The sequence below is a fragment of the Kaistia adipata DSM 17808 genome (assembly GCF_000423225.1).
GTDB lineage: Bacteria > Pseudomonadota > Alphaproteobacteria > Rhizobiales > Kaistiaceae > Kaistia > Kaistia adipata.
The window spans coordinates 134,217-147,382 of record NZ_KE383991.1 but is presented as its reverse complement, the minus strand read 5'-3'; the positions used below and the strand labels follow the sequence as shown (position 1 = coordinate 147,382).

The window sequence follows — 13,166 nt, the reverse complement described above, 5'->3', positions numbered from 1 at the left end:
GCTTCCAGTTCTCTCCAGCTGGGGAAGGGAGAGGAGATGGACGCGAACACCGTCTGCCTGCCGGTCCGGTTCGTCCACGAAATCGCGGCGACCCGTTCGGCCACCGAGATCCCGCAGGTCGTGGCGCGATGGATCCGGACCATCTTCCAGGCGGACCGGGCCTCGATCACGCTGGCCGATGGAACGACGCATCTGAAACTCATCGCGCTGGAGGGAAACGAGGCCCTGCCAATCGACATGCGCGTCCCGATCGAGGGGACGATGGTGGGGCGGGTGTTCGTGAGCCGGCAAGCGGAGTTCTGCAACGACCTGGCGCACGCGCAGGATTTCGACTGCAGGATCCTGGCCGAGCATGGGATCCTCTCCTGCCTCGACGCGCCGCTGGCGATCGGCGAGCATTGTCTGGGCACGCTCAATGTCGGCCGCTCGCGGCTCGAGGCGTTCTGCTGGCGGGAGACGGAGGAGCTCGAGGCGATGGCCCGGCTGATCGCCACGCTGATGCATGTGCACCGTCAGGCCGATCAGCTGCGCGAGGCCGCGGACCGCGATCCGCTGACGGGCGCCCTCAACCGCCGGGCCTTCTCCAAGTTCCTCGACGTGCGCGAGGGGAGCGTGGAAACGAAGGGGCTCGGCGTGGCGCTGATTGACCTGGATCACTTCAAGTCGATCAACGACAATTTCGGGCACGAGGTCGGCGACCGGGTTCTCGTCCATGTCAGCGAGCTGCTGCACATGACCTGCCGCGAGCAGGATCTGGTCGCGCGCTTTGGCGGCGAGGAGTTCTTCATCGCCGCCAACGAGATCGACGCGGCCAGCTTCCGGGCCCTGCTGAACCGGCTGCTGCGCACCTTGCGAAGCACGCCGGTCCTGACGGCGCAGGGGCCCGTCTCGGTGACGGCCAGCGTCGGCGCCATTTGCGTCGTCGGCTGCTCCCGGACCTTCGACGATCTCTATGCGCGGGTCGACAAGGCCCTTTACGAGGCCAAGAAGCTCGGCCGCGACCGGGTGGTCTTCGCGGACTCGGCCGCCTAGGTCTACTTCACGTCGCACACCGGGCGGGCGTCACCGGCGGGCGTGCGCGTCCGTCCAGCGCCGATGCCCGGCCGGGCGCGTCGGCCGCATGGCGATCCGCTTCAGGCCCTCGGCCGAAGCCAGATACAGCACGACGACCAGCACGATCGCCGACAGCAGCGGCAGCCCCAGCGGCACGAAGCCGGCGAAGCGGCCGATCGGCGTCAGGGCGATCAGAAGCGCGGCCGCCAGCGCGCCGAGCGAGCTCGCCACCAGCAGCCGATGCGGACGGCTGGCCCAGGCGGGCCGGGCGGTGCGGATGACGAAGATGACGAGGATCTGGGTGGCGATCGACTCGACGAACCAGGCGGTCCGGAAGGTCTCGACGTCGCTGGCGAAGACCCAGAGCAGCATGCCGAAGGTGGCGAAGTCGAACAGGGACGACAGCGGCCCCATGATCAGCGTGAAGCGCAGGACCTCGCGCATGTCCCACAGATGCGGCCTGGCGAGGGCGGCCTCGTCCGCGGTGTCGAAGGGGATGCCGATCTCCGACAGGTCGTAGATCAGGTTGTTGAGCAGGACCTGCAGCGGCGCCAGCGGCAGGAAGGGCAGCGCGAGCGAGGCGAGCGCCATCGACAGCATGTTGCCGAAGTTCGAGCTGGTTCCCATCCGGACATATTTCATGATGTTGGCGTAGGTGCGCCTTCCCTCCGCGACCCCGTCCGCCAGCACGCCCAGATCCGGCGCCATCAAGATGATGTCGGCGGCCTCGCGGGCGACATCCGTTCCGCCATCGACCGAGAGGCCGACATCGGCGGCGTGGATGGCGGGCGCATCGTTGATGCCGTCGCCGATGAAGCCGACGGTGTGCTTGCGCCGGCGCAGCGCGTGCACGATGCGGCTCTTCTGGTCGGGGGCGACGCGCGCGAACAGGTCGGTCCTCTCGACGCGGTCGGCGAGGGCCGCCTCCGTCAGGCCGGCGATCTCCTCGCCGGTCAGGATGCCCCGCGTCGGCAGCCGCAGCGTCTCGACCAGGTGCTGCACGACGGGCGCCGCGTCGCCCGAGATGATCTTGACCCGGACGCCGGCCGCGACCAGGCGGGCGACCGCCTCCGTCGCCGAGGCCTTCGGCGGATCCATGAAGGCGGCGCAGCCGTCGAAGACCAGGTCGTTCTCGTCGGCGAGGGTGATCTTCGAGCCGTCGGCCGGCATCGGGCGGTGGGCGACGCCGAGAAGGCGCAGGCCCTGGCGGCCCTGCTGTTCGATCCAGGCGGTGATGCGGGCGCGCTCCGCCGCGTCCAGCGGGGCCGTGCCGTCATCGGCCCGCTCGACCTGCGCGCAGAGCGCCAGCAGCGCCTCCGGCGCGCCCTTGACGATGAGCTCGCGCGCGCCGGCGTGCTCGAGCAGGACGGAGGCGCGCCGCCGGTCGAAGTCGAACGGGATGTCGTCGATGCGCTGCCATCCCTCCGCCGCGCCGGCGGCGGGCGTCGCCAGGATCGCATCGTCGAGATTGTTGTGCAGGCCGGACACGAACTGGCTGTTGAGGCGGATCCGTTCGGTGACGCGCGGGCTGTCCGCGCCGTCCGGGCCGAAGCTGCCGACATGGGCGATCCGGGCCTCGGTGAGCGTGCCGGTCTTGTCGGTGCAGAGCACGTCCATCGCGCCGAGGTCGTGGATGGCGCTGAGGCGCTTCACTACCACCTTGCGGCCGGCCATGCGCGCCGCCCCGCGCGCGAGGGTGACCGTCATGATCATCGGCAACAGTTCCGGCGTCAGGCCGACGGCGAGGGCCACCGCGAACAGGAAGCTCTCGAGCGAGAGGCCGTGCCGGGTCATCTGCGTCAACAGCACGAACAGGACCAGGAAGCCGGTCAGGCGCAGGATCAGCATGCCGAGCGAATGGACGCCGCGCTCGAAGGCGGTCGGCGGCTCCTTCTCCTGCAGCGAGCTGGAGATGGCGCCGAAGCGGGTGGCCGCGCCGGTCGCCGTGACCAGCAGGACGGCCTCGCCTCCGACGAGGCTCGTCCCGCCGAACAGGGCGTTGGACGCGTCGGACAGCGCCGGGCCTTCGGCCGCGCCGGGGCGCTTCTCGACCGAATAGGGCTCGCCGGTCAGGATGCTCTCATTGGCCAGGACGCCCTGGCCGCTGAGCAGGACCCCGTCGGCCGGCACCAGCTCGCCGCCGCGCAGCTCCACCACGTCGCCGGGAACGATCTCCTGCACGCGCCGCTCCGCGACTTGGCCATCCCGGCGCACCGACGCCGTCACCGCGACGGAGCGCCGGAGCGCCTCGATGGTCTTCTCGGCCTGTCTTTCCTGGGCGATGTCCAGCCCGATCGACAGGAAGACGATGACGGCGATGATGAGGAAGCTCTGCCAGTCGCCGGTGGCGCCGGAGATCGCCGCCGCGATCAGCAGGATCGCGATCAGCGGCTCGGCGAGGCGGCGGCCGAGCTTGGCGAGCAGGCCGGAATGCGGGCCGGCGGCGACGAGATTGGGCCCGAAGCGGCGCAGCCGGTCCTCGGCTTCCGGCGTCGTCAGGCCCTCGGGGCGCGACGAAAGCCCCCGCAGCAGCGTCTCGGTCGGCTCCAGCCAGAAGGGCGGCGCGCTGTCCGGATGCGACTCCGGCGGGAGTCGCGGCTTCGGCTTCAGCGCGCGATCCATGTCGTGCCCGCCTTGCGGTATTTGTGCTTGACGGCGGCCCAGGCGACGCGATGGGCGATCTCCTCCCGCTCATCCTCGCCGCGGTCGGCATATTCCGTCCAGGCGCTGTTGAAGGCGGCGCGGTAGATCTCCTGGCCATGGATCGGCAGATGCAGGCGGACGGCGTCCGGCAGGTCCTTCAGCTCGGCATAGGGCATGGAGCGTCTCCATCCAGATCCGGCCGCCATCTTGGCATTCCGTTGCGTCGCTGGCGAGAGCAGGCGGCCGGCCGTGGCAGGAGGGGGCGCTTCGCCGGATGCGCCACGCGGTCCGCATTCGGTCCCGGCGCCGATCTGGTCTGTCGGCCTGACTATGCGATTGCCCGATCATCCCGGTTTCGGAGTCGCGGGTGGCCGGTTGCGGCTCGATCCGGCGGATGGCGCTTTCAGGGGGAGGCGGGCCCGTTTCGCTTCAGGCGAGGCAGGGAGAAATCGGAGGGGAAATTCTTGCGAAATCCACCGCGCGAGAACCGCGTCTGGCGCTGTATCATCTTGGCGGATGATGTGATTTCGGGGGAGATCGGTGGTCGGAGTGGCAGGATTTGAACCTGCGACCCCCTCGTCCCGAACGAGGTGCGCTACCAGGCTGCGCTACACTCCGTGACCAGCGATGAGCCGGGTTATAGACAGTGGATTCGGAGCCTGCAAGCGGAGAGTTGCGAGAGAAATCACGACCCTGTGGATGACGGTTTCGGCAGCGGGTTGTTGACGGGCGCGCTGCCCCGTTGCGAGGGCGCGTCCAACCGTCTATAGGACGGTCGCTGCGGATCTTCGGGTCCGCCCGCTGGGGCGTCGCCAAGTGGTAAGGCAGCGGTTTTTGGTACCGCCATTCGGAGGTTCGAATCCTCCCGCCCCAGCCAGTCAGCCAATTTCCCTTTCATCGCAAAGACTTGTGTCCCGGTGCCGAGGCGCGGCTTCGGGCGGCTGATGTCCGGGATCGGTCCGTTCCGGCTTCCCGTCTGGCCGCGGCGCCTCGCGGCGGAGGCGGGCGGAGGAGGGCGGCGGCGGGGCGCCCTGGCGGGCCGCGCCCGGTTCCTTTCTGTTGGGGATCCAGTTCGGTCCTTTCCAAAAAGCCTCGGCGCCGTGATGATCGGCACGCTTCGTCGGGGATCGGAAGGCGGAGTTCAGGATCGGGCCGGGAGGCGGGGACGGAATGGCAGGCAATCCATCGGCGGCGGGAGCGGTGCCGACCGCGGCCATTCGCGGGCCCGTGCTCACCTTCACCGGCGATCCCTTCAGGCTCGGGCTCGAGCACACCATGGTGCATGAGAGCGACGCGATCGTCGCTTTCGGCGATGGCAGGGTCACCCATTTCGGTCCCGCCGACGCGATCCTGCCTGAGCTCCCCGCCGGAGTGCCGGTCCGCGACTACGGTCCGGATGCGCTGATCTCGGCCGGCTTCATCGACAGCCACGTGCATTTTCCGCAGACGCCGATGATCGGCGCCCACGGCGCGCAGTTGCTCGACTGGCTGAACACCTACACCTTCCCGACCGAGGGCAGGTTCGTCGACAAGGCCTTTGCAACCAGCGTCGCGAAAGTGTTCCTCCAGGAATGCCTGCGCAATGGCGTCACGACCAGCTGCGTCTATTGCACCGTCTACCCGCAATCCGTCGACGCCCTGTTCGAGGAAGCGGAGCGGCTCGGCATGCGGCTCGCCGCCGGCAAGGTTCTGATGAACCGCAACGCGCCCGACTACCTGCTCGACACGACGCAGTCGGGCTATGACGACAGCAAGCGGCTGATCAACGCCTGGCACGGCCGCGGCCGTCTGATGTACGCGATCACGCCGCGCTTCGCCCCGACCAGCACGCCCGACCAGCTCGCCTCCGCCGGCGAACTGTGGAGCGAATATCCGGATTGCTATCTCCAGACCCATGTCTCGGAAAACACCAGCGAGGTCGCCTGGGTGAAGGAGCTGTTCCCGGACCGCTCCGGCTATCTCGACGTCTACGACCACCACCGGCTCTGCCGCCCGCGCGCCATCTTCGGCCATGGCGTGCATCTCGACGATGGCGAGATGCAGTGCCTGCACGCCACCGGATCGGCGATCGCGCATTGCCCGACCTCGAACTTCTTCCTCGGCAGCGGCGCCTTCGACATCGGGCGCGCGCTGCGCCGGGAGCGCCCCGTCCGCGTCGGCCTCGGCACGGATCTCGGCGCCGGCACGTCGTTCTCGATCCTCGCCACCCTGAACGAGGCCTACAAGGCGGCGCAGCTGAACCACTACGCGCTGACGGCCGGCCACGCCTATTATCTCGCGACGCGCGGCACCGCCAACGCCATGTATATCGACGACAAGGTCGGCAGCATCGCGCCGGGCATGGAGGCCGACATCGTCGTGCTCGACATGAAGTCGACGCCGATCATCCGCTACCGGATGGAGTTCGTGCAGGACTTCATGGAGGCCCTGTTCGTGCAGATGACGATGGGCGACGACCGCGCCGTGCAGGCGACCTATATCGCCGGCGAGCTGCGCTACGACAGGGCAGGGGCCGGTTGACGCGATCCGAACGGGCGGAGGCCTCCGCGCCATCCGCCGTCATTCGCAGCCGATGCCGTCTCCGTCGCGGTCGAGATGGGCGCCATATCCGGGCGTGCCCGCAAGGACCGGCGCGGCGCCGGCGGCGCGGGCCTCGGAACAGTTGCGATAGGGGCGGTCGGGCGCGAGGAGGGGCTGCGCCGGCGACGCCACCGGCGCCGAGCGTCTGGCGCGAGGCGCCGATCCGCCGCGATGGCAGTGATATTCGCCGGTCTTGCGGTTGGTGTGGCAGCCCTCGGCATCGAGGCCGCCGGGATGGGCCGCGGCTGGAGCCGCGAAGGCGAGGCTGAGCGTGACGAGTACGAGGAGGCGGCGCGAAGCGGAAGGGGGCATGCGGGCAGGCTCGATCCGGCGGGCTTCGGCAACCATAAGTCGAGCGATCGGATTTGGACAGGTACCGCAGGTGTCTCCCGATCGCGGTGGTTTCCCTGCCAGCCCACGCCTATCTTAGGGCGGCGGCGCCGCTTCGCGCGCCGTTCGTCACCGGAGATCGGCATGCACCACCACGGCATTCACCACGTCACGGCCATCGCCGGCCCAGCGCGGCGCAATCTCGCCTTCTACACGGAGGTGCTCGGGCTCCGCCTCGTCAAGCGCACGGTCAATTTCGACGACCCCAATACCTATCATTTCTACTATGGCGACGAGGCCGGCCATCCCGGCACCATCCTGACCTTCTTTCCGTGGGAGCAGGCGGCGCCCGGCCGGCTCGGCGCCGGCGAGACCTTCGAGACCGCCTTCCGCGTGCCCGAGGGGGCGATCGCCTACTGGACGCAGCGCCTCCTGGAAAAGGGCGTGCTGCACGACGCGCCGACGCGGCGCTTCGGCGACAGCATCCTCGAATTCCGCGATCCCGACGGCATGCGCCTCGCGCTGGTCGGCGTCGCCGGCGCCGAGCAGGAGCCGGCCTGGGCGATGGGCACGATCCCGCCGGACTATGCCATCCGCGGCTTCCACGCCGTCACGCTGCTGCTCGAGCAGGGCGAGCCGACCGGCGGCATCCTCTCCGATGTCCTTGGCTTCGTGGAGGTCGGGCGCGAGGGCACGACGACGCGCTACCGCACGGGCGACGCCAAGCTCGGCGCGATGATCGACCTGCGTGTCGCAAGCGGTTTTCCGCGCGGCCATCTCGGCGCCGGCACGGTGCACCACGTTGCCTTCCGCGCGGCCGACGACGCCGAGCAGGCGGCGATGGTGCGCAAGCTCGCCGAAAACCATGGCCTGCGCACCACGGCCCAAAAGAACCGCGACTATTTCCGCTCGGTCTATTTCCGCGAGCCGAACGGCGTGCTGTTCGAGATCGCGACCGACGGACCGGGCTTTGCCGTCGACGAAACGCCCGAGGGCCTCGGCCAGGCGCTGAAGCTGCCGGCCTTCCTGCAGCCGCGCCGCGCCGCGATCGAGGCGCGCCTGCCGCCGCTCGCCTGAAGCCGGACTAGCTTCCATGAAAGACGAAGCCCGCGCGGATCGCTCCGCGCGGGCTTTTCTTTTGGCTATCCGGTCTGTTCGGCTCACGCGTCGATGTCGACGTCCTTGGTTTCCTTGCCGAGGATGAGCGCGATCAGCGTCAGCGCGGCCATCGACGACAGGTAGATGCCGACCCAGAACGGGCTGCCGCCGCCATAGCTCCAGAGCGCCACGGCGACGAAGGGCGCGACCGCGGCGCCGAGGATCGACGACACGTTGTAGGAGATGCCCGAGCCGGTATAGCGGACATTGGCCGGGAACAGTTCCGGCAGCAGCGCGCCCATCGGGCCGAAGGTCATGCCCATCAGCGTGAAGCCGAGGATCAGCCATGCCATGACGCCGAACGTGCCGGCCGACAGCATCGGCACCCAGACGAGGCCGAACAGGATGATGGCGAGCGTGATCCAGATCAGCGTCTTGCGGCGGCCCCAGCGGTCGGCCCAGGGGCCGGAGGCGAGCGTGAAGATGCCGAAGAAGACGACGCCGACGATCATCATCATGACGAAGGTGCGGTAGTCGTAGCCGAGGCCGGGCAGCGCGGCGTCGACGGCGGCGCGGCCGTAGCTGAGCGAGAACGTCGTCATCAGGTAGAACAGCACATAGGTCGCCAGCATGTAGAACGTGCCGAGGATCAGCTCGCGCCAGTGCAGCTTGAAGGCGGCCGCGAGTGGCACCTTCTGGACCTTGCCGGTCTCGACCGTCTTCTCGAAGGCGGCGCTCTCGACCAGGTTCAGGCGGACCCAGAGGCCGACGGCGACCATGACGATCGAGAACAGGAACGGGATGCGCCAGCCCCATTCGAGGAAGGCGGTCGACGGCCGCGACGGATCCTCGGACGGCAGCAGCGCCGCGATGATCAGGAACAGGCCGTTGGCGATGATGAAGCCGATCGGCGCGCCGAGCTGCGGGAAGGTGCCGAAGATGGCGCGTTTTCCGGGCGGCGCGTTCTCGGTCGCGACCAGCGCCGCGCCGCTCCATTCGCCGCCGAGCGCGAAGCCCTGGGCAAGGCGCAGGATGACGAGCAGGCCGGGCGCCAGCCAGCCGACCATCGCATAGGTCGGCAGCAGGCCGATCAGGAAGGTGGCGATGCCCATGGTGAGCAGCGCCCCGACCAGGGTGATCTTGCGGCCGCGCTTGTCGCCGAGATGGCCGAAGAAGATGGCGCCGATCGGCCGCGCCACCATGGCGGCGCCGAAGATGGCGAAGGAGTTCAGGAGCGCGGTGGTCTCGTTGCCGGCCGGGAAGAACAGGTGCGGGAACACCAGCACGGCCGCGGTGGCGTAGACGTAGAAATCGTAGAATTCGATCGTGGTGCCGATCAGGCTCGCGAGGATGACCCGCGAGCGTGAATTGGCGGGTGCGGCAGGGGCGCCTGCCGCGGTGGCAGTTGAGGACATGAAATGGGCTCCACGAGGTCCGGCGTGCCCGGTCCGGGGGGCGAATTCTTCATGCCGCAAGGTCATGAGGCGCCGCGTGACGCGGCGGAGCCCGGATCGGTCGTATCGCAGACATTGGCAGTATCGCCGCTGCGTATAGCCGAGCTTGGCGCCATGTGCACGCATTCTGTCGTGCGCATATCGCTTTTTGTGCGAAAGTTGCGCGGCCGCTGCAATCTTGGAGCGTGGCAGTAGAGGGCTGCATCCCGTCTGCAGCATGGGCGCGCGGCGCGATCGGATACTGTGCGGGCGGCGGTCTGATCCTGCCGTCACGGCAGGGGCGGGTCGGGCGGGGCGCGCGATCGCGGCGGCGGGAACGGCGCGCGGAGCTTCCGCGCGCCAAGAGCTGGTCAGGAGCCGGTCAGGCGTCGGGCTGCTTGTCGGCCATCCGCTTCAGCCGGTCGAGGATCTCGGCGACGACGATGTTCGGCGGCGGCTGGCGGGTGCCGGCCTTGAGGTTGCTTGGCACGTTCAGGCGCGCCTTGACGGCGTCGATGTCGACATCCTTGGCGCCGGGGATCGAGGCGACGAAGGCCATGATCGCCGTCATGCCGGCATCGATGTTGCGCATGGCGTGATTGATCTCGTCGATCAGCGCCTTGGTGTTGGGTTCCATTCGCCGTTCTCTCCTTGGATGGGCGCGGCTTGATCCCATGATTTGCCGGATCTGTCGACCCATTGTCGTCCGCGCCGGGCCGGGGCGCACGACCGCGCTGGCGTGGCGTTTCCCCGGATGATTCGGGCGCGGCGGGCGGGCCGGGCGGTTTTTTGTCGTTCGGCCCTGTGCCATTGCGGCAACAGGGCGGGAATTTTCATATCGTTGCACAACCAGGAATCGAGGAGATTATGTTGTGCACGCGATGCGTTTAATTGTTCGGTATACGAACTGCTTTCCGCGCAGGTAATTCAAAATTCGAGATAAATTCTTGCGATTGTGTCTTCTGGTTGTAATTTCCGAATGGAAAGGAAATTTAGAGTCCCTCAGGTTGTGAAATACAACTAATAAGGGTGGTGTCTGGACTCTGCCACCGGCCTCCGGCTCATATCTCAGCCATGTGAATCCGCCTGGCGGCTCGAGGGCTGCCGCCGGCAATGGCTTGGATGACCCGGGGGACTGGATGTCGACTTCGAAATGGAACGCTGGCCGCAAGGCCACGCTGCTGAGCTCGGCGTCGGGCGCGGTGCTGCTCGCCGGAATGGCCGTGATGACGCCGCAGCAGGCGATGGCGGCGTGCCTGTGGCTGGGGTCGAGCCCGGTGAATTGTATCGGTGACGACGGGACAGTAACGGGCACGAGAGGTGCCGTGACCGTCAACCCCTTGGCCATAGGTTCAGGCCCTTATGAATTGAAGATCGGCACCGTCTCCAATACGGCTACCGTCAATGCATCCGGCAACGGTGTTACGGCGGATATCTTAAGGGGACTTAATCTCACTGTCGCACAGGGATCGACTGTCAACGGCGGAAGCAACGGTGTCGTATCGACTGTCACCGGCAATATAGCGATAAGCAATAGCGGCAAGATCACGGGTACAGCGGGCGACGGTATTCGCATCGGAACTCAGGCCGTCATTGCTGGTGCTACCACTCCACTGCCGTCCATTGGCAATGTCACGGTAACCAATACCGTGGGTCCCAATGGACAGGGGCACATCAAGGGCAGTCAGAACGGCATTTCAGTCTTCGCCACCGGCGAACTGAAGATCGACAACAAGGGTGGCCTCGTCGAGGGCACGAATGGCGACGGCGTCCAGATCGGACGCGAGTTCGTCATCTCCGGTACGACCACGCCGCTGCCTTCGGTCGGCAATGCCACGGTGACCAACGCGAACGGCATCATCAGCGGTGGCCAAAACGGTATTTCCGCGTTCGTCACGGGCGACCTGAAGGTCGAGAATACCGCTTCCGTTGTCACCAATGGCATCATCTCCGGTACGGCGGGCGATGGTATCCGGATCGGAAGAGAGGTCCAGATCTCTGGCACGACCACGCCGGTGCCCCTGGTCGGCAATGCCACGGTGAGCAACACGGGCGGCATCATCAATGGCGGCCAGAACGGCATCTCCGCGTTCCTTACCGGGGACCTGAAGGTCGAGAACGATGCTGCCGGCCCGCTCACTGGCAAGATCGTCGGTGGTGTCAACGGGATCAAACTGGGGACGACCAGTTCCGGCTTGCCCATTCCTGTGGTTGGGAATGTCACGATCCAGAATGGTGCCGACAGCTCGATTCTGGGAACCACGGGCAGCGGCATCGTGGGCTCGGCGAGCGGCCAGATCGATATCGCCAACGCGGTCGACGGCTCGATCGGCGGCGGTACAGACGCCATCAACGTCCTGTCACTGCTCAAGGACGTCAACATCGAGAATGGCGGCGGCATCGGCGGCGGTCAGAACGGCGTAATAGCTCTTGCGCTGGCCGGCAACGTCGTCCTCGGCGGCGTGGACAATGGCGATGGTACGTTCACCTATGGCGACGTGGACGCGACGGCCGGTACGGGTGTCTTCGCGGCGGCCGGCGGCAGCGTGACCATCGATGCCGGCGCCATTGACGCCGGCGGGGCCGGGATCAGCCTTTCCGGCCTCATCCCGGGCGTCGACATCGGGGCGATTCTCGGAACCGCGACCGGCGTCGATCTCAGCGGCGTCGATATCGGCGGTGGCGTCGTCGGCATCGCCCTTGGCGGCCCCGCCACGGTCAACCTGCATGGCGACGTCAGTGTTGCCGACGGGCTGTTCGGTGGCGCCGCCATCTCCACTGGCGCTGGCGATGCGACCGTCAGCCTGAAGGACAATGCCAAGATCGACCCGCCCTTGATCGGCGAGTTCTCCCTCGCCCTGGGCTCCGGCAATGCTGTCGTCTCGGTTGGCAACAACAGCACCGTCGAAGCCGATCTGGTCGGTTTGATGGGCGTCAGCCTGGGATCGGGCGCGGTCGTCGTCAATGTCGGCGACAATAGCCAGATCGGCGTGGCGGCCCCCGGCGGCACCGTCCCGTTGGTCGGCATCGCGACGCTTGACGTTGCAGGAGCCGCTCCCACGCAGATCACGCTTGGCACCGGGTCGGAAGTTCGAGGCAGCATGACGGCGATTGCTGCCGTGGCCACCGATGCCGGGTCCAAGGTCAACATCAACAATCTTGGCAGCGATATCATCGGTGGCGGCATCGCGCCGGTCATCGTTGCCTATTCCGACAGTGGCAACACCATCACGAATGGCGGCACCATCCGTGGCGATGGTTCCAACCCCGCTACCATCGCGATCGCCTCGGCGGGCGGCCATCTGACGCTTAACAACACCGGCGACGTCATCGGGTCGGTGATCGCCTACACCACCGGCGATAATGGGCCCAACACCCTTACCAACCAGACGGGCGGCACCTGGACCACGTCCGGCGTCAGCGTTCTCGCTACCGAGGGCGAAGGCGCCAACATCATCAACAACGCGACCGGCGCGACGATCCAGACTTCGGGCATCACGCTGATCTCGCAGATTGCCGACATCGGCGGCAATCAGATCTCGAACCAGGGGCTGATGACCCTCGGCGGCTCCACCAATTTCGCCCAGTGGACGGATGAAGGCATCAACGCCGTCACGAACGGGAGCTCCGGTGTCATCAACGCCACGGGCCTGACGACCTTCACGCTCGGAACCGGCAAGGGGGCGAACGGCCTCTTCAATGCCGGCAAGATCCATGGCGAAAATCTCGCCTTCACGCTGGCGAACGGCGAAGGCAGCAATATCGTCGGCAATAGCGATACGATCCAGGCCACCGGCACCGCCGTGCTCACGCTCGGTACCGAAGCTGGCGACAACACGGTTTGGAACAGCGGCGCCGTCACGATTGACGACGTGGCCGTCGTCACGCTCGGCACCAAGGCCGGCAACAACCTCATTGACAACACCGGACTGTTCCAGGTCGGCGACGCCTCGGTGTTCACGCTGGCGAGCGGCAGGGGGCACAACATCGTCGACAACAGCAACACCTTCACCGGGACGGGCGCGACGG

At 67.2% G+C, this 13,166-nt stretch carries 9 protein-coding genes and 2 tRNA genes; 5 read left to right on the top strand and 6 right to left on the bottom strand.

The window, feature by feature from the left end:
- Positions 1–36 precede the first annotated feature (36 nt).
- Positions 37–1,032, top strand: coding sequence for a sensor domain-containing diguanylate cyclase (locus tag G539_RS0113555; protein WP_029075676.1), 996 nt, complete (start codon positions 37–39; stop codon positions 1,030–1,032).
- A gap of 30 nt (positions 1,033–1,062) precedes the next feature.
- On the opposite strand, the gene mgtA is transcribed toward G539_RS0113555, so the two are convergent.
- The 3 genes from mgtA to G539_RS0113540 all read right to left on the bottom strand — a co-directional run bounded on the left by mgtA (position 1,063) and on the right by G539_RS0113540 (position 4,314).
- Positions 1,063–3,675 carry a magnesium-translocating P-type ATPase gene (gene mgtA / locus G539_RS24780; protein WP_084639991.1) on the bottom strand — a complete coding sequence of 871 codons (2,613 nt, stop codon included), beginning with the start codon at positions 3,673–3,675 and terminating at the stop codon, positions 1,063–1,065.
- Positions 3,660–3,872 carry a ChaB family protein gene (locus tag G539_RS0113545; RefSeq protein WP_029075675.1) on the bottom strand — a complete coding sequence of 71 codons (213 nt, stop codon included), beginning with the start codon at positions 3,870–3,872 and terminating at the stop codon, positions 3,660–3,662. The genes mgtA and G539_RS0113545 overlap by 16 nt, the downstream gene beginning before the upstream one ends.
- A gap of 365 nt (positions 3,873–4,237) precedes the next feature.
- Positions 4,238–4,314, bottom strand: a tRNA-Pro gene (locus tag G539_RS0113540).
- 184 nt (positions 4,315–4,498) lie between these two features.
- Here G539_RS0113540 and G539_RS0113535 point away from each other — a divergent pair.
- Both G539_RS0113535 and guaD read left to right on the top strand, forming a co-directional pair.
- Positions 4,499–4,573 (top strand) — tRNA-Gln (locus tag G539_RS0113535).
- A gap of 293 nt (positions 4,574–4,866) precedes the next feature.
- Positions 4,867–6,216 (top strand): guanine deaminase, encoded by a 1,350-nt coding sequence (guaD, locus tag G539_RS0113530; protein WP_029075674.1) that lies wholly within the window; start codon positions 4,867–4,869, stop codon positions 6,214–6,216.
- 39 nt (positions 6,217–6,255) lie between these two features.
- Here the strand turns inward: guaD and G539_RS0113525 are convergent, their stop codons facing one another.
- Positions 6,256–6,588, bottom strand: coding sequence for an excalibur calcium-binding domain-containing protein (locus G539_RS0113525; protein WP_029075673.1), 333 nt, complete (start codon positions 6,586–6,588; stop codon positions 6,256–6,258).
- A gap of 162 nt (positions 6,589–6,750) precedes the next feature.
- Here G539_RS0113525 and G539_RS0113520 point away from each other — a divergent pair, with 162 nt between their 5' ends.
- Positions 6,751–7,683 carry a ring-cleaving dioxygenase gene (locus G539_RS0113520; protein ID WP_029075672.1) on the top strand — a complete coding sequence of 311 codons (933 nt, stop codon included), beginning with the start codon at positions 6,751–6,753 and terminating at the stop codon, positions 7,681–7,683.
- An 83-nt stretch (positions 7,684–7,766) separates the two neighbouring features.
- On the opposite strand, the gene G539_RS0113515 is transcribed toward G539_RS0113520, so the two are convergent.
- Both G539_RS0113515 and G539_RS0113510 read right to left on the bottom strand, forming a co-directional pair.
- The gene (locus tag G539_RS0113515; RefSeq protein WP_029075671.1) at positions 7,767–9,119 is read right to left on the bottom strand and encodes an MFS transporter; all 1,353 of its coding nucleotides are present in this window, start codon (positions 9,117–9,119) and stop codon (positions 7,767–7,769) included.
- 400 nt (positions 9,120–9,519) lie between these two features.
- Complete coding sequence (locus G539_RS0113510; protein WP_029075670.1) at positions 9,520–9,774, bottom strand: hypothetical protein; 255 nt, start codon at positions 9,772–9,774, stop codon at positions 9,520–9,522.
- 502 nt (positions 9,775–10,276) lie between these two features.
- On the opposite strand from G539_RS0113510, the gene G539_RS27320 reads away from it, so the two are divergent.
- Positions 10,277–13,166: beta strand repeat-containing protein (locus G539_RS27320; RefSeq protein WP_169516649.1), on the top strand; the 2,890-nt coding region annotated here is incomplete at its 3' end.

Bases quoted from the DNA above. Each gene is read 5' to 3' on its own strand.
- G539_RS0113555 (WP_029075676.1), top strand. From the start codon at position 37: ATGGACGCGAACACCGTCTGCCTGCCGGTCCGGTTCGTCCACGAAATC.
- mgtA (WP_084639991.1), bottom strand. From the start codon at position 3,675: ATGGATCGCGCGCTGAAGCCGAAGCCGCGACTCCCGCCGGAGTCGCAT.
- G539_RS0113545 (WP_029075675.1), bottom strand. From the start codon at position 3,872: ATGCCCTATGCCGAGCTGAAGGACCTGCCGGACGCCGTCCGCCTGCAT.
- guaD (WP_029075674.1), top strand. From the start codon at position 4,867: ATGGCAGGCAATCCATCGGCGGCGGGAGCGGTGCCGACCGCGGCCATT.
- G539_RS0113525 (WP_029075673.1), bottom strand. From the start codon at position 6,588: ATGCCCCCTTCCGCTTCGCGCCGCCTCCTCGTACTCGTCACGCTCAGC.
- G539_RS0113520 (WP_029075672.1), top strand. From the start codon at position 6,751: ATGCACCACCACGGCATTCACCACGTCACGGCCATCGCCGGCCCAGCG.
- G539_RS0113515 (WP_029075671.1), bottom strand. From the start codon at position 9,119: ATGTCCTCAACTGCCACCGCGGCAGGCGCCCCTGCCGCACCCGCCAAT.
- G539_RS0113510 (WP_029075670.1), bottom strand. From the start codon at position 9,774: ATGGAACCCAACACCAAGGCGCTGATCGACGAGATCAATCACGCCATG.